This window comes from Flavobacterium sp. TAB 87, assembly GCF_001529295.1.
Lineage (GTDB): Bacteria > Bacteroidota > Bacteroidia > Flavobacteriales > Flavobacteriaceae > Flavobacterium.
This window is the reverse complement of the sequence record NZ_LLWK01000036.1, coordinates 52,891-69,296: the sequence shown is the minus strand read 5'-3', so window position 1 is coordinate 69,296 and position 16,406 is coordinate 52,891. Positions and strand designations below refer to the sequence as shown.

At 32.8% G+C, this 16,406-nt stretch carries 14 protein-coding genes; 8 read left to right on the top strand and 6 right to left on the bottom strand.

Going from position 1 to position 16,406, the window contains the following annotated elements; translation table 11 throughout:
- Positions 1–322 precede the first annotated feature (322 nt).
- The 4 genes from AP058_RS08295 to dnaK form a co-directional block, all read right to left on the bottom strand.
- Complete coding sequence (locus AP058_RS08295; RefSeq protein WP_066309585.1) at positions 323–1,354, bottom strand: AraC family transcriptional regulator; 1,032 nt, start codon at positions 1,352–1,354, stop codon at positions 323–325.
- Positions 1,355–1,577: 223 nt separating this feature from the next.
- Positions 1,578–2,132, bottom strand: coding sequence for a fasciclin domain-containing protein (locus AP058_RS08290; RefSeq protein WP_066309102.1), 555 nt, complete (start codon positions 2,130–2,132; stop codon positions 1,578–1,580).
- Between the two features lie 207 nt (positions 2,133–2,339).
- Positions 2,340–2,855, bottom strand: coding sequence for an adenine phosphoribosyltransferase (locus AP058_RS08285; protein WP_066309097.1), 516 nt, complete (start codon positions 2,853–2,855; stop codon positions 2,340–2,342).
- A gap of 78 nt (positions 2,856–2,933) precedes the next feature.
- A complete protein-coding gene (dnaK, locus tag AP058_RS08280) occupies positions 2,934–4,820 on the bottom strand; it encodes a molecular chaperone DnaK (RefSeq protein WP_066309095.1) in 1,887 nt (628 codons plus the stop codon).
- A gap of 367 nt (positions 4,821–5,187) precedes the next feature.
- On the opposite strand from dnaK, the gene AP058_RS08270 reads away from it, so the two are divergent.
- The 3 genes from AP058_RS08270 (at position 5,188) to AP058_RS08260 (ending at position 7,500) form a co-directional block, all read left to right on the top strand.
- On the top strand, positions 5,188–5,622 hold the full coding sequence (locus AP058_RS08270) for a thioesterase family protein (protein WP_066309091.1): 435 nt from the start codon (positions 5,188–5,190) through the stop codon (positions 5,620–5,622).
- A 241-nt stretch (positions 5,623–5,863) separates the two neighbouring features.
- Complete coding sequence (locus tag AP058_RS08265) at positions 5,864–6,253, top strand: DUF1398 domain-containing protein (protein ID WP_066309089.1); 390 nt, start codon at positions 5,864–5,866, stop codon at positions 6,251–6,253.
- Between the two features lie 14 nt (positions 6,254–6,267).
- Positions 6,268–7,500: an ATP-binding cassette domain-containing protein gene (locus AP058_RS08260; protein ID WP_066309087.1), complete on the top strand. Its 1,233-nt coding sequence runs from the start codon at positions 6,268–6,270 to the stop codon at positions 7,498–7,500.
- Between the two features lie 36 nt (positions 7,501–7,536).
- Here AP058_RS08260 and AP058_RS08255 read toward each other — a convergent pair whose 3' ends face one another.
- Positions 7,537–9,069, bottom strand: coding sequence for a SulP family inorganic anion transporter (locus AP058_RS08255; protein WP_066309085.1), 1,533 nt, complete (start codon positions 9,067–9,069; stop codon positions 7,537–7,539).
- A 314-nt stretch (positions 9,070–9,383) separates the two neighbouring features.
- Between AP058_RS08255 and AP058_RS08250 the strand changes: the two genes are divergently transcribed.
- The 4 genes from AP058_RS08250 (at position 9,384) to rlmH (ending at position 13,117) form a co-directional block, all read left to right on the top strand.
- Positions 9,384–10,610: a cation:proton antiporter gene (locus AP058_RS08250; protein ID WP_066309078.1), complete on the top strand. Its 1,227-nt coding sequence runs from the start codon at positions 9,384–9,386 to the stop codon at positions 10,608–10,610.
- Between the two features lie 305 nt (positions 10,611–10,915).
- Positions 10,916–12,331 (top strand): adenosine deaminase, encoded by a 1,416-nt coding sequence (locus AP058_RS08245; protein ID WP_066309076.1) that lies wholly within the window; start codon positions 10,916–10,918, stop codon positions 12,329–12,331.
- 3 nt (positions 12,332–12,334) lie between these two features.
- Positions 12,335–12,637, top strand: coding sequence for an antibiotic biosynthesis monooxygenase (locus AP058_RS08240; protein WP_066309074.1), 303 nt, complete (start codon positions 12,335–12,337; stop codon positions 12,635–12,637).
- A gap of 6 nt (positions 12,638–12,643) precedes the next feature.
- Entirely contained in the window at positions 12,644–13,117 is a 474-nt protein-coding gene (gene rlmH / locus AP058_RS08235; protein WP_066309071.1) for a 23S rRNA (pseudouridine(1915)-N(3))-methyltransferase RlmH, read from the top strand.
- Between the two features lie 108 nt (positions 13,118–13,225).
- Here rlmH and clpB read toward each other — a convergent pair whose 3' ends face one another.
- On the bottom strand, positions 13,226–15,826 hold the full coding sequence (gene clpB / locus AP058_RS08230; RefSeq protein WP_066309068.1) for an ATP-dependent chaperone ClpB: 2,601 nt from the start codon (positions 15,824–15,826) through the stop codon (positions 13,226–13,228).
- A 154-nt stretch (positions 15,827–15,980) separates the two neighbouring features.
- On the opposite strand from clpB, the gene ytxJ reads away from it, so the two are divergent.
- Positions 15,981–16,370 carry a bacillithiol system redox-active protein YtxJ gene (gene ytxJ, locus AP058_RS08225; protein ID WP_066309062.1) on the top strand — a complete coding sequence of 130 codons (390 nt, stop codon included), beginning with the start codon at positions 15,981–15,983 and terminating at the stop codon, positions 16,368–16,370.
- The last annotated feature ends 36 nt before the right edge of the window (positions 16,371–16,406 follow it).

Sequence of the window (16,406 nt, the reverse complement as noted above, 5' to 3'; positions counted from 1 at the left end):
AACTCAGTAATTATCTACTTCGTAAAAAATGAAAAAATTTTTGACTGAAATAGGGTGTTTTTTAACTTTTTATAAGAAACTCTTCAAAAATAAAAAAAAGAACTTATAAACGACTCTTTATAAAATCTATTTTTAAATTTTTATTTAAAAATTTTCTACCATTTTTAATTTTTTTCTTTTGAGTTAAAATATAAATTTTTCAGGTTATTTAGTAGACTTTACGATTGCTATTCAATTTTACTTTTTTTATATGAAACCAAATGATACTAAAAAAACAGCTTTCCAATAAAAGCTGTTTTTTGATCGAAAATATAGAGGTATGTTAGGCTGTGATAGCTAGCGAATTTTGACTGTATCTGTAGTCTTTTGGACTACAGTTGTATTTTTCCTTAAATATTTTAGAAAAATAACTTCTGCTACTAAAACCAATGCTATAAACGATCTCAGAAATATTTAAATCTGAATTGCGCATTAAGCTTTCGGCTTTCTCAATACGGGTATTTGTGATAAAATCATTTACTGTTCGATTATGAACCAATTTAAAACCTTCTTGCAATTTATTAGCTGATAAGCCCGATTTCTGACATAAAAATTTAATTGAAAATGATTCGTCCGGTTGTTGCTTAATCAGTTGAGACAACTCTTTAATTGCATCAATATCTCTTAAACTCAAACAAGTAGACTCGCTAAAAATATTTTTGTTGCCCAATTGAGAGTGTTGTTCAATTTCTAACGCTAATATGATTTTAAAAATACCTTCTTTCAACAAATTACGAACTAATCCTGTTTGTTTCACCGCGTTCAATTGCTCAATTTTTTCGGCTATTCTAAAATTAGGTGCGCCCAAATGAATAAAATTTCCATTATCAGATAGTGGCTCAGCAAAAGTTTGTGTTAATATTTGATGCAATGCATTTGTTGAAACTGCTTTTTCATCTTTAGTATCCACTAAAATTAATAACACTTTTGTTTTTTTATCTTTGGCAAAATACAATTCATTTTCCTCTACATTGTTAGTAGTTAAAATTGCTGTTTCGTATTTTGATACGGTATTTATTTGTTCTTGCTTGTCAAAACGATGATTTAAAGCGCCTTCAGAGCAATAGGTAAAAATAATTGGAGAAGTTTTAGACGAATTAATATGAAATGAAATTGCTTCGTTAAACCTTATATCAAACTGCACGTATGAAATTCCTTCTTCATAAGTCATCCCTTCTATTTTTCCTTCGCATAAAGGAGAAGAAAGATCTAATGAATATTCTTTTTCATCGGAAGACAAAACGCCTCCAAAACTTGTTTGTAGCCCATTAAACAAGGCTTCCATTTTTGCTGTTTTAAGATTGATATTTTTCATTTTATCCGATTTAAAATTATATTTATAAAGCAGTTTGCAATACTTCGATTTTGATAATTCAAAGTTCTTCTTTTTGTCCATTGACTTAGTTATACAATTTTTTGGATATGTTTCATAATTACGTTTTTAGATGTTTTTTAAACAAAAAAAAGCTGTAACATGTACTGTTACAGCTTTTTGGAATTAAAAATAGTTTTGGAATTATTTTGTATTCAAACTCAAATTAACTTTTAGGTAACAAAACCGTATCAATTACATGAATGACACCATTTGACTGATTAACATCTGCAATTGTTACTTTAGCTTTGTTTCCACTCTCGTCACTAATATATAAGTCTTTTCCATCCATCCAAGCAGTTAAAGTACCGCCACTTACTGTTGACAACATAGCTTTACCTTTACCCATTTTGATTGCTTTAGCAATATCCATCGCATTCATTTTTCCAGATACTACATGATAAGTCAAAATTCCTTGTAGCATTTTTTTATTTTCTGGCTGTAGTAAAGTAGATACTGTTCCGTCAGGTAATTTTTCGAAAGCTGCGTTTGTTGGAGCAAAGACCGTAAAAGGCCCTTTTCCTTGTAATGTCTCTACTAAATCAGCTGCTTGTACTGCTGCAACTAGCGTAGTATGATCTTTAGAATTTACTGCATTTTCGATAATGTTTTTAGTTGGGTACATTGCTGCTCCTCCAACCATTACTGTTTTTTGAGCAAATGAACTTACTCCGAATACCAATGTAAATACTGCTGCTGTTAAAATGTTTCTAGTTTTCATAATTAAATTTTTAAGTTATACAGACATTTACGGCATTAAGTGTATTTTGGTTTTATAAAAAGAGAATTTTTTTCAAAATAAATCTTAAAACACTATTAGTCAGTTTTTTAAAAATATTTATTATTTAACTACTACACATAATGTGTGTGAGAAGTTTTCTATTTCATCAAAATGAAAAACGGTAATGACTTTAAAATCCTATATCATTTAATAGGTAACAGCCGAAAAAATCGGGTAATCCTTAATCTTTTCTCTTCCATTCAAAAAAGAAAGTTCCATTAAAAAATTAAACTGAACAATTTCGCCTCCCAATTTTTCAATTAATTCACACATTGCTTTTGCAGTTCCGCCTGTGGCTAAAACATCATCGTGAATCAGTACTTTATCACCCTTTTGAATTGCATCGGTATGAATTTCCAGATGATCCGAACCATATTCTAGTTCGTACGATGCAGATAATGTTTGATACGGTAATTTATTGGGTTTCCTAATGGGAACAAAACCTGCATTAAGTTCTTGTGCCAATAGTATTCCGAATAAAAAACCACGGCTTTCTGCTCCTACTACTTTGTCAATACGTTGTCCTTTTAAAGAATTTGCTAGAATATGCAAACATTCTCTTCTGGCTTTGGCATTACTTAATAGTGGCGTAATGTCTTTAAACAAGATTCCTTTTTTTGGAAAATCTGGAACGTCACGAATATAATCTTTAAGTTGTATCATAAGAATAGAATTTCACTAAAGGTCATAAAAAAAGCCGAGTTAGCAATAACTCGGCTTTCTATTTATAAATCTAAGAAATTATTTAACTTCTTCGAATTCAACGTCTTCAACATTATCACCTTGTGGTGCATCTCCTTGTGGTTGAGCAGCTCCTTGACCTTGGTCACCTTGCGCATACATTGCTTCTGTAGCTGTTTTCCAAGCTGCATTAACATTGTCTAAACCTTTTTGGATCGCTTCAAGATCTTGAGATTGGTGCGCCATTCTCAATTCAGTTAAAGCAAATTCGATAGCTGTTTTGTGGTCAGCAGTAATTTTATCTCCTAACTCTTTCAATTGAGTTTCAGTTTGGAAAATAGTACTATCTGCTTCGTTTAATTTCTCAGCTCTTTCTCTTAAGATTTTGTCTGAATCAGCATTAGCTTCAGCATCTTTTTTCATTTTTTCGATTTCTTCAGAAGTTAATCCAGAAGAAGCTTCGATACGAATGTCATGAGATTTTCCTGTTCCTTTGTCAGTTGCAGAAACTTTAATGATACCATTAGCATCAATATCAAAAGTTACTTCAATTTGTGGAACACCTCTTGGAGCTGGTGGAATACCATCTAAATGGAAACGACCGATAGTTTTGTTATCTGCAGCCATTGCTCTATCTCCTTGCAATACGTGAATTTCAACTGTTGGTTGAGAATCTGCTGCAGTAGAGAAAACTTGAGATTTTTTAGTTGGAATAGTTGTGTTAGACTCAATTAATTTAGTCAATACACCACCCATTGTTTCGATACCTAAAGATAAAGGTGTAACGTCTAATAACAATACATCTTTTACATCTCCAGAAAGAACTCCACCTTGAATAGCTGCTCCAATTGCAACAACTTCATCAGGGTTAACTCCTTTTGATGCTTTTTTACCAAAGAATTTCTCCACTTCTTCAACAATTCTTGGCATACGAGTAGAACCTCCTACAAGGATAACTTCGTCAATATCAGATGTAGATAAACCTGCATCTTTTAATGCTTTAGCAACTGGTTCCATAGAACGTTTAACTAAAGTAGCTGCTAATTGCTCAAATTTAGAACGAGATAGTTTTTTAACTAAGTGTTTTGGTCCTGAAGCGGTAGCCGTAACGTATGGCAAGTTGATTTCAGTTTCTGTAGAAGAAGACAATTCAATTTTTGCTTTCTCTGCAGCTTCTTTCAAACGTTGCAATGACATTGGGTCCAAACGCAAGTCAATTCCTTCTTCCGATTTGAATTCGTCAGCTAACCAGTCAATAATAACTTGGTCAAAATCATCTCCACCTAAGTGTGTGTCACCATTTGTAGACAATACTTCAAAAACTCCATCTCCTAATTCAAGAACAGAGATATCAAAAGTACCTCCACCTAAATCGTAAACAGCAATTTTTTGATCAGTTCCTTTTTTATCCAATCCGTAAGCTAATGCCGCAGCAGTTGGCTCGTTGATGATACGCATAACTTTAAGACCTGCAATTTCTCCAGCTTCTTTTGTAGCTTGACGTTGTGCATCATTAAAGTAAGCAGGAACAGTAATAACTGCTTCAGTAACTGTTTGACCTAAATAGTCTTCAGCAGTTTTTTTCATTTTTTGAAGTGTCATTGCTGATAATTCTTGTGCAGTGTATAAACGACCATCAATATCCACACGTGGCGTATTGTTGTCTCCTTTTACAACACTGTAAGGAACTTTACCTAATTCTGATTGAACTTCAGAAAAACTATGTCCCATAAAACGTTTAATAGAAGCAATTGTTTTAGTAGGATTTGTTACCGCTTGTCTTTTTGCAGGATCTCCTACTTTAATTTCTCCACCTTCAACAAAAGCGATGATAGATGGTGTAGTTCTTTTTCCTTCAGCATTAGGAATAACCACTGCCTCATTTCCTTCCATTACAGAAACACAAGAGTTTGTCGTACCTAAATCAATTCCGATTATTTTACCCATTTTTTATATATTTAATTTTGATAATAATTTTTGATCTCTTCTTGCCTAAGTCAATCTTTGTGCCAATATAAAAAACATTAATAAATTGTCAGTTTTGAATGGTAGCAAAGCTTCCCAAATACTGACAGACTGACATTTTTGCATTTTGTCAGTAATTTTTAGAGCTGTCAGAAGTGAGCGTTCCTATTTCAAATTACTTCATAAAATTGAATCTTTCATTCCGATCGATACATTTTTATTAATTAAAGTACATACTAATTTTATATTAAAATCGGGATTGCATAAAGTATCTTCGGTACAATTTCTTAGTTTTGCGGCGATATTTACTTTTAAAAATATCGCGACTTAACTAATTTAAATACGACAAATGACATCTTTCAGCAAACAATTATCTTTTCGTTGGTCCGATTTAGACCCTAATTTTCATTTACGCCATAGTGCTTATTATGACTTTGGAGCACAACATCGTGTAGAAATATTAGAACAATTAGGACTGACATTGCGCGTCATGCAAACGCAACATTTTGGACCAATCTTGTTTCGTGAAGAATGTGTTTTTAGAAAAGAAATTAACCTTTCGGATGTTATTGTCATGAAAACCAAAATGTCTAAAATGAAAGTAGACGCTTCTCGTTGGTCTATTGTACATGAATTTTACAATGATGAAAAATTATGTGCCGTAATTACGGTTGATGGTGCTTGGATGGATACTAAATTGAGAAAAATAGCGACACCAACTCCTGAAATTATAATTGAAGCCTTGAGCGTTTTTCCTAAAACAGACGATTTTATCGCGCTTTAAAGTAATTAAGTAACTGCAAAATAGTCAATTCTCTTTTTGAGTTATTGGTACGATTTTGATCCTAAAGATTATAGCAAAAATAAAGTCTAATACATGTGAATTTTAATCTTTGCTTAAAGAGTATTTCACGTCTTGAAGTAGTATACTTAATATTGATATCTAATTAAGATTTTCTTACCAATCTAAAATATCGAAAAATGAAAAATTTACTTACTTTTATAGGTCAACAAAAAATAAACTTATGTTTACAATAGATCAAATCAAAGAGTCGCATGCTAAAGTAAAGACAGGCGCAGATTTTCCAAATTACATTCAAGATTTAATAATTTTAGGAGTTAAAGGCTATGACACTTTCGTTAAAGATGGTTGTACCGAATATTATGGCGTAAATAACTTTACCGCTTCTACCGAAGAGAAATATAATGAAATAGCGATTAGTTCGACAGTAAATAAGGAACGCTTTATTCAGTTTTTAGTTATGCATCAGGATGGTGAGACCGATTACTTATCTTTTTGCAATCAAGCAGCACAATGTGGAATAAATAAATGGCGTATCGATATTGTCGAAATGACTTGTACATATTTTGACCTTGAAGATAATGCCGTTGTAATCGAAAAAATTCCGAATTAAAAAATCAAACACAAATGCTTTATAATTCTCATTGGGAATTGCTACTCTCCAATCAAGTGGACAAGAAGAGTTTTATTGATGAAATTGTAAAAGGAGAATCTATTGCAGAACTTTACTTTTTAAAAAATTTAAAAGGTTTGTTATTTTCTGACTTAGCAATCGAAAAGTTTATTAAAAGAGAATATCAGTATGATAGTATCGCCTCGACAACTTCTGCACGAAAATTGTGCACCTTTTCATCTGGAGAACGCAAAAAAGAATTTTTAAAACACTGCATCGCGCAGAAACCAGATTTTATAATATTTGATAATCCTTTAGATCACTTAGATCAACTATCTAGAAAAAATTTAGAAGAAGCGATAACCAAATTAGCGCAGCATACTATCATTATTCAAATTGTAAATCGCAAAAGTGATTTGTTTTCTTTTACATCGAACAAAGCGCAATTAATCGATAATTCATTCACGTTCCATCCTATTGATTCTTCCGAGATAAAAGAATCTTCTATTTCCAAGACGCTTCTTCCTGAGTCCTTGGACGTTGGTGAACCCATGTCAAATCCATTAGTAAAACTAAACCATGTTTCGGTCAGTTACGAAGATCGAAAAATTATAAATAGTATTTCGTGGGAAATCAATAAAGGTGATTTTTGGCAGTTAATTGGTCCAAATGGTTCCGGAAAGAGCACTATTTTGTCACTTATAAATGGTGACAATGCCAAGGGTTACGGTCAAGATTTACATTTGTTCGGAACAAAAAAAGGAAGCGGTGAAAGTGTTTGGGATATCAAAAAAAACATTGGTTATTTCTCTACAGCGATGATGGATTTATTTCAAAAAAATCATACCTTGGAACAAATGATTCTCTCTGGATTCTTTGATTCAATTGGTTTATACATCGAACCAACAACGCACCAAAAAATTGTGGTTTCGCAATGGCTTGAGGTTATTAAAATGAGTCATTTGAAAAATAAAATATTTACTCAGCTTTCCATCGGGCAACAACGTGTGGCTCTTATCGTACGAGCCGTTTTAAAACACCCACCACTGGTAATTTTAGACGAGCCCGTTGAAGGTTTAGATGATTCAAATACAGCGCTTGTTACGCAATTAATTAACTTATTAGTTAAAGAAAGTAGTATGGCGATACTTTACGTTTCTCATAGAATCGAGCCCAATTTAATTCCAAAATTTATTTTTGAATTAATTCCCAACGAAAATGGGTCAATTGGTCAAATTAAAAACTAAAAAAAGAGCTTGAAATTTCAAGCTCTTTTTTTAAAACTAATCTATTGCTACTTTATAGGTTGGATCTTCTACTATATTGACCTCAATAATGCTTGCTGCATTGCGTAATAGCAAACGGCAGTCTTCGCTTAAATGTCGCAGATGTACTGTTTTATTCTCTTTTGCATAGCGTTCGGTAATTTTATGAACGGCATCTATAGCGCTCATGTCTGCGATTTTACTTTCTGCAAAGTCTATGATAACTTCATTGGGATCTCCAACTACATCAAACTTTTCTGCGAAAGCAGTTGTAGATGCAAAAAACAATGGACCGTAAATTTCGTAATGCTTCACTCCTTTTTCATCAATATACTTTTTAGCTCTAATGCGTTTGGCACTTTCCCAAGCAAAAACTAAAGCCGAAATAATTACTCCTATTAAAACTGCTAAAGCTAAATTATGCAGAAATACAGTCACGATGGCAACCAAAACCCCAACAAAAATATCGTGTTTTGGCATTTTATTGATAACTCTAAAACTAATCCATTCAAAAGTTCCAATTGCTACCATAATCATCACACCCACTAATGCAGCCATGGGTAAAAGCTCGATTATAGGAGCTCCAAATAAAATAATAATTAAGATAGTGAGAGCAGCAATAATTCCCGACAAGCGAGCTCGTGAACCTGCTGAAAGATTAACTAGTGTTTGGGCAATCATTGGACAACCTCCCATTCCAAAAAAGAAACCATTTAAAATATTGGCACTTCCTTGAGCGATACATTCTTTGTTTCCATTTCCTTTAGTTTTTGTAATTTCATCAACCAAATTTAATGTTAACAATCCTTCGGTTAAACCAACAGAAGCCATAATTAAAGCGTACGGAAAAACAACTTGTAAAGTTTCTAACGTAAATGGAATATTAGGGATGTGGAAAGGTGGAAATCCGCCACTTATTGAAGCGATATCGGCAACAGTTTTAGTTTCGATGCCAAAACCTAATACGATGCCAAATACTACTAAAATCGCCACTAAAGACGCAGGAATTACTTTTGTTATCTTAGGTAAAAAGAAAACGATGCTGATTGTTAGAGCAACTAAGCCGACCATAATATAAAGCGGATTGCCACTTAACCATACACTTTGACCGTTAACAATAGTTTTAAATTGCTCTAATTGTGACATAAAAATAATTATTGCCAAACCATTTACGAAACCAAACATCACGGGTTGCGGTACTAATCGTATAAATTTACCCCACTTAAATAATCCGACTAAAATTTGTATAATTCCCGCCAATGCTACAGCGGCAAAAACAAACTCTAAACCGTGTGATTTCATTAATGCAATTAAAACGATAACCGTAGCTCCTGCTCCACCAGAAACCAGACCTGGACGACCACCAAAAATTGCAGTTACCAATCCCATTATAAAAGCAGCGTATAAACCAACAAGCGGAGGAAAACCAGCTAGAATAGCAAAAGACAACGATTCGGGAATCATAGTCATTGCAACCGTTAAACCTGCTAAAATCTCGATTTTATAGTCTACTTTCTGAGTAAAATCAAATAACTTAAAGTATTGCTTCATTCGTTTTAATTCTGGAAGATTTTATTATTACTAATTGCACTTTTCAGGCAATTGTAAGAAAGAGAGTTCTTTCAATTTAAGAAAGGCAAAAGTAAAATTTTTAAAAGAAATGACAAGTATAAAGTGATAACTATAAAATAAATACGAGTAAAATAGCGGTCAAACAATCATTTGCAAAGGGAATTACAAGCAAAATATTTAGTCCAAAATGATGAAAAAGTATTATATTAAGTTTCAAATGTATTATATTACATGCTTTTTTAAACTTTTTTTTGAATAAGAAAAGTGAACCACTCAAATTTTAAATTTCATTTATGACTATTATAATTACTTTTTGCGTTTTATTACTTGTCGCTTATCTCTTTGATTTGACGTCTTCTAAAACTAAAATTCCATCAGTTATATTATTGCTTTTATTAGGATGGGTTGTTCGTCAAGTAACTGATTTACTATTTATTGATCTTCCTGATTTTTCTATGGTATTACCCATTTTAGGAACTATTGGTCTGATTTTAATTGTTTTGGAAGGATCTTTGGAATTAGAGTTGAACGAATCAAAAGTTAGTTTGATTAAAAAATCATCCCTGGGAGCATTTTTACCCGTAGTAACGATGGCTATTATTTTGGCGTACCTTTTTCACTATTATGGTGGCTATGATTTTAAAGCATCTCTATGTAGTGCTATTCCGTTTTGTGTGATTAGTAGTTCAATAGCGATTCCTAGTGTTCGAAATTTAAGCTCAGAAAAACGCGAATTTGTTACTTATGAGAGTAGTTTATCTGATATTTTTGGTGTGATTTTCTTTAACTTCGTTTTGTATAATACTGATTTTGGTGCGGCTACTTTCGGATTTTTCCTATTGCAGATGCTAATTATCATTGTAGTTTCGTTTTTAGCAACTCTACTGCTTTCGTTTTTATTGAATAAAATTGACCATCATATTAAGTTTGTTCCAATTATTTTGTTGATTATTTTAATCTACGAGATATCAAAAATGTATCACTTACCAGCTTTACTATTTATCCTTATTTTTGGACTCTCAATTAATAATTTTGATGAGTTGAAGCGTTTCAAGTGGAGCGAAAGATTCCGTCCTGATTCATTAACGAAAGAGGTCGAAAAATTTAAGGAATTAAATATAGAAGCTGCTTTTGTAGTACGCTCTTTATTCTTTTTACTATTTGGTTATTTGCTAGAAACCTCTGAAATATTAAATCCAGACACGGTTATTTGGGCATTGGTCATTGTATTAATTATTTACTCTCTTCGTGCCATACAGTTGTATTTATCAAAAATTCCATTGATGCCATTATTGTTTGTCGCACCTCGTGGATTAATTACGATATTATTGTTTTTAAGTTTAGATCCCATTCTAAAAATTCCTTTGGTGAATAAATCTTTAATAATTCAAGTCATTGTCTTAAGTACTGTTTTTATGATGTTAGGAAGTTTACTGACCACTAAAAAGCAAGAACTTCAAAAGGAAAAAGAAGAAAAGAAAGCTAAAGAAGCCAATGAAATTGAAGTTTCTAAACTGTAGTCTTGATGTTGATTTTAGAACTATCTTGGTCTTTCTAGGAACGATAAATTTCTCCGATAATGGTAAAGCCTATCACCAAATTTCGATTAATTTGGTGAATTTTTGTTAGATACTTCTCAGCTGCAGCAAGAAGAAGATTGCATATTTTTGAATCTTAAATTTTATATTGAATGACAAGATTGACAAAATAAATAGCGATATTCTATCAAACTAAAACGCCAACAACCGAGCTTCTTTTAAAATTGCGCGAAATAAAGTACTTTTGCTAACTGTAAATATTTTTTATTTACTTTTAAACGTACTATATGAAATTAATTGCTACTCTATTTTTTTCTATTTTTTTTCAATTTACATTCGCTCAATCGACTGCTGACTATTTAACTAAAATTAGGACAAAAGAAGTCGAATTAACTGCATTTTTTCAGCAAATGCCAAAGGGAGGTGACCTACACCATCATTTTTCGGGTTCTATTTATGCAGAGCCTTTGTTAGCAAAAGCAATTAAAGAAGATTTTTATCTAAATTTAGAAACGATGGACGTTTCTAAATCAAAAGGAATTAGAGGTAATTGGTCTTTATTTTCTTCTTTAGAAAAAGAAGGAAAACTTAAAGCATATCAGCAAAAAATTCTAGAAACGTGGTCGGTAAAAGATTACAACGGATCAGTTCCATCCGATGATTTATTTTTTGACTCCTTTGATAAATTTTTCACAACTTTAGATGGTAGTTTTTCAAATGGTTTACTGGAATTAAAAAATAGAGCCATTGCAGAAAATTTGAGTTACATCGAAACACAATTGTCTACAATTCCGCACGATCTAGATTTAGCTGATCTCAAGCTCTACGATAAACAACTTCGAGAAGCTGCAGTTTCGAAGGACGAAAAGAAAGTTTTTAAACTTTTAGAAGAGATATTCAATTTTATTGAAAAAAAGAACGCTCAATCGTATGCAAAAGATTTTAATCAGAATTTCGTAGCCAAATTACACCATGACCTAAAAATTGACGACAAGCAATTTACCATGCGTTATCAAAATTTCGTGTTGCGATTTATGGAACCTGTCGATTTATTTACCAACTTGGTGATCGCATTTATCTCAGCCGATTCTAGCGATCTTATTGCTGGAGTGAACATTGTTTCGCCAGAAGATGGCGCTAATTCGATGCAAGATTATTGGTTACACATGGTTTTCTTTAAATATTGTCACACAAAATTTCCAAACGTAAAATACACTTTGCACGCCGGCGAATTGACGCTTGGTTTAGTACAGCCAGAAGATTTAACTTGGCACATTAATGCCGCTGTTTATATTGCGGGAGCCAACCGAATTGGTCATGGAGTGGATATTGCATATGAGAAAAACTCGTATGATTTATTGCGTTATATGTCTAAAAATGAGATTCCGATTGAGATCAATTTAGTCAGTAATGAATTCATATTAAAAGTAAAAGAAAACCGTCATCCGTTTTCGCTTTACAAACAATTTGATGTTCCAATTGTAATCAGTACCGACGATGCTGGAATTTTAAGAACAAACATCACAGAGCAATTTGTTTTACTCGCAAAACGCTATCCTGAAGTGAGTTATGAAGACATAAAAAAATATGTGTACAATAGCATCAACTATAGTTTCATCAAAGAAAACGCAGTCAAAAAACAATTAATAAAAGATTTAGATCAACGCTTCAAAACTTTTGAAGATTCCATTTCAAAACTATAATTTATGATTTTAGAAGGCGTCGTACTTTTTGTAAAAAAAGGTAAAACAAAAGATTTTGAATTGGATTTTATAAAAGCAAGTCAATATATTAGTGCTGTCGAAGGATATTTAAGTCATACTTTACAAAAATGTTTAGAGATAGATAATAAGTATCTTTTACTAGTTGAATGGAATACTTTAGAATCTCATACCATAGGATTTAGAGAATCATCAGCTTATTTACAATGGAAAGAATTGTTGCATCATTATTACGAACCTTTTCCTATTGTAGAACATTTTAAAACTGTCTATTCCAATAAAAAATAAAATTTAATGAACATTAAGCTTCTTGCCATTGGTAAAACCGATAATAAAGCGTTGCAAACTTTAATCGATGATTACAGCAAACGATTGTCTTTTTATATCAAATTTGATCTTGACATTATTCCAGATATTAAAAATGTAAAAAACTTGTCTGAAAGCCAACAAAAAGAGAAAGAAGGCGAACTAATCTTGTCCAAATTAGCGGTAACTGATCAGTTGATTTTATTAGATGAAAACGGTAAAAATTTTTCGAGCGTTGGATTTTCTGACGAATTGCAAAAGAAAATGAATTCTGGAGTAAAAACTCTGGTTTTTGTAATTGGCGGTCCGTACGGATTTTCAGAAGCAGTTTACAATAAAGCCCAAGGAAAAATATCACTGTCTTTAATGACGTTCTCGCATCAAATGGTACGTTTGTTCTTTATAGAACAATTGTATCGTGGATTTACAATTTTAAAAAACGAACCGTATCATCATCAATAGATTAAGCAATTCTTTAACAAAAAGCTGCGATGAATTTATATAAAAAAAGGTGCAAAAATTAAATTTCACACCTTTTTTCAATTTACTACTGAGTACCTAAAATTAATTTCAAACTGTATGCGTTTGGTTTCTAAAAACCAATTGACCATCAAAAGCATCTAGCAAAATAATACTATCGGTGGTAATGGCACCCGAAAGAATTTCTTTAGACAATTGATTTAAAACCTCACGCTGCACTACACGTTTTACAGGTCTGGCTCCAAATTGCGGATCGTATCCTTTGTCGGCCAAATAGGCAACTGCTTGTGGAGTTGCATCCATCGTTATGCCTTGCAACGCTAACATTTTGGTCACGCTTTTTAATTGTAAACCGACAATTTTTGTAATATTGGCGACGGTCAATGGTGTAAACAAAACAATTTCATCAATACGGTTGATAAACTCCGGACGAACCGTCTGCTTTAGTAAAGCTAAAACCTCCACTTTTGCCGCTTCAGATGCAGCTTCAACATTACCCTTACTATTATCAAATTTATCTTGTATAATTTGACTACCCATATTAGACGTCATGATGATAATGGTATTTTTAAAATCAGCCAAACGCCCTTTGTTATCCGTTAAACGACCTTCATCTAAAACTTGTAATAAAATATTAAAAGTATCTGGATGCGCTTTTTCAATCTCATCTAACAAGATTACAGAATACGGTTTTCTACGAACAGCTTCTGTCAATTGTCCGCCTTCATCATAACCAACATATCCTGGAGGCGCACCAACTAAACGACTCACACTATGACGTTCTTGGTATTCGCTCATATCAATACGAGTCATCGCATTATCATCATCAAAAAGATATTCTGCCAAAGCTTTGGCAAGCTCGGTTTTACCCACTCCAGTAGTTCCTAAAAATAAAAACGTCCCCACTGGTTTTTTCATGTCTTGCAATCCCGCTCTACTTCTGCGTACAGCATCACTTACCGCTTCAATTGCTTCTTCTTGACCCACCACACGTTTGTGTAATTCATCTTCTAAATGCAATAATTTTTCGCGTTCGGTTTGTAGCATTTTCATAACTGGAATACCGGTCCATTTAGCCACAACTTCTGCTATATCTTCGCGAGTTACTTCTTCTTTTATCAAAGAACTACCTTGTTGAAATTCTTGTAATTGTTTTTGCAATGCTTCCAAACGTTCTTGTGTTTCCTTGATTTTTCCATAACGAATTTCAGCTACTTTTCCGTAGTCACCGTCACGTTCTGCACGTTCCGCTTCGTATTTAAAATCTTCGATCTCATGTTTTACCTGCTGAATACCATCCACGATATCTTTTTCAGATTTCCATTTGGCATAAATCTCGTTTCGGTCTTCTTTTACATTGGCTAAATCCAATCGAAGTCCTTTTAGTTTTGACTCATCATTTTCGCGTTTAATGGCTTCAATTTCAATTTCCAATTGCATCACTTTACGATCCAAAACATCCAATTCTTCGGGTTTTGAATTAATTTCCATACGCAATTTCGAGGCAGCTTCATCCATCAAGTCAATCGCTTTATCTGGTAAAAATCGATTCGTTATGTACCGTTGCGATAATTCGACAGCAGCAATGATCGCTTCATCTTTAATCTGAACTTTGTGATGCGTTTCGTATTTTTCTTTAATTCCTCGTAAAATTGAAATCGCACTTTCAGTATCTGGCTCATCGATCAATACTTTCTGAAAACGACGTTCTAACGCTTTGTCTTTCTCAAAATATTTTTGATATTCATCTAAAGTAGTCGCACCAATAGCTCTTAATTCTCCGCGAGCCAGAGCTGGTTTTAAGATGTTAGCCGCGTCCATGGCGCCATCTCCGCCGCCTGCTCCGACTAAAGTGTGAATTTCATCAATAAATAAAACAATGTCGCCTTCGGCAGCAGTAACTTCTTTTACTACTGATTTTAACCGTTCTTCAAATTCTCCCTTGTACTTTGCTCCTGCGATTAAAGCACCCATATCTAGTGAAAAAACAATTTTATCTTTTAAATTTTCAGGAACATCTCCATCAACAATTCTGTGCGCTAAACCTTCAGCGATCGCAGTTTTACCAACTCCTGGCTCTCCAATTAACATGGGGTTATTTTTAGTTCTACGAGTCAAAATTTGCAATACGCGTCGAATCTCTTCATCACGGCCGATCACAGGATCTAATTTTCCAGTACGAGCCAATTCGTTTAAGTTTTTTGCAAATTTATTTAATGAATTATAATTTTCTTCCGCCGAAGACGACGTTACTCGTTCACCTTTTCGCAATTCTTCGATTGCAGCTTTTAACCCTTTTCCTGTAACGCCTTGGTCTTTTAAAATTTGTGAAACTTTACTTTTAGAATCAAAAATAGCTAAAATTAAATGTTCGATCGAAACGTATTCATCGTTCATTTTTTGAGCAATAATTTCAGCTTCGTTCAAAGTGGTATTTGCAATTCTAGAAAACATTAGCTCTCCGCCAGAAACTTTAGGAAAACTCTTAATTTGACTGTCTAAAAGTTGCAGAAATAAAGGCACATTTACATTTAATTTTTTCAATAAAAAAGGTGCTACATTTTCATCAACTTCAAAAATTGCTTTGAGAATATGTTCATTTTCAATTTGTTGTTGCTCATTACGCTGCGCCAATTGTTGCGAAAGCTGAATGGCTTCCTGAGATTTTATGGTAAATTTATTTATATTCATCTTTATTAATTTTTTAGTTACTATTATTTATAAGAATAATTAACTTTGCTAGACAATGGTCAAATTACATTCCATTACATATAAACAGACAAAATGACGTTTATTTTGAAAAAAAATTAAAATATTATGTCAAAAGGTCATAAATCAAGACAAAATGAGTTTTTTATCTAATATTTTCGGAAGTTCTGATGCAGAAAAACAATCAGATTCAAAAGTGAACTGGATTCCTCTTACAAATTTAACACAGTTAGCTGATATTGAGTCTAATTCTAGTGTTAAGCCTATTGTAATTTTTAAACACAGCACTCGTTGTAGCATTAGCCGAATGGCACTGAAACAATTTGAAAGAGAATACGATTTAAATGAAGTAGTTGATGCTTATTTTTTAGACTTAATTTCATATCGAGATGTGTCAAATGAAATAGCGAATCGTTTTGGTGTTCAACATCAATCGCCTCAACTTATTTTAATTAAGAATAAAAAAGCCACTTACAATGCCTCTCATAGCGATATCAATGCAGAGACATTAAAAAGTAAAATTTAGTATACGTATTAAATTATAGGAAATCATATAATACCC

Bases quoted from the DNA above. Each gene is read 5' to 3' on its own strand.
- ytxJ (WP_066309062.1), top strand. From the start codon at position 15,981: ATGAGTTTTTTATCTAATATTTTCGGAAGTTCTGATGCAGAAAAACAA.
- AP058_RS08290 (WP_066309102.1), bottom strand. From the start codon at position 2,132: ATGAAAACTAGAAACATTTTAACAGCAGCAGTATTTACATTGGTATTC.
- AP058_RS08250 (WP_066309078.1), top strand. From the start codon at position 9,384: ATGACTATTATAATTACTTTTTGCGTTTTATTACTTGTCGCTTATCTC.
- AP058_RS08255 (WP_066309085.1), bottom strand. From the start codon at position 9,069: ATGAAGCAATACTTTAAGTTATTTGATTTTACTCAGAAAGTAGACTAT.
- AP058_RS08295 (WP_066309585.1), bottom strand. From the start codon at position 1,354: ATGAAAAATATCAATCTTAAAACAGCAAAAATGGAAGCCTTGTTTAAT.
- rlmH (WP_066309071.1), top strand. From the start codon at position 12,644: ATGAACATTAAGCTTCTTGCCATTGGTAAAACCGATAATAAAGCGTTG.
- AP058_RS08270 (WP_066309091.1), top strand. From the start codon at position 5,188: ATGACATCTTTCAGCAAACAATTATCTTTTCGTTGGTCCGATTTAGAC.
- AP058_RS08260 (WP_066309087.1), top strand. From the start codon at position 6,268: ATGCTTTATAATTCTCATTGGGAATTGCTACTCTCCAATCAAGTGGAC.
- AP058_RS08265 (WP_066309089.1), top strand. From the start codon at position 5,864: ATGTTTACAATAGATCAAATCAAAGAGTCGCATGCTAAAGTAAAGACA.
- clpB (WP_066309068.1), bottom strand. From the start codon at position 15,826: ATGAATATAAATAAATTTACCATAAAATCTCAGGAAGCCATTCAGCTT.
- AP058_RS08240 (WP_066309074.1), top strand. From the start codon at position 12,335: ATGATTTTAGAAGGCGTCGTACTTTTTGTAAAAAAAGGTAAAACAAAA.
- AP058_RS08245 (WP_066309076.1), top strand. From the start codon at position 10,916: ATGAAATTAATTGCTACTCTATTTTTTTCTATTTTTTTTCAATTTACA.
- dnaK (WP_066309095.1), bottom strand. From the start codon at position 4,820: ATGGGTAAAATAATCGGAATTGATTTAGGTACGACAAACTCTTGTGTT.
- AP058_RS08285 (WP_066309097.1), bottom strand. From the start codon at position 2,855: ATGATACAACTTAAAGATTATATTCGTGACGTTCCAGATTTTCCAAAA.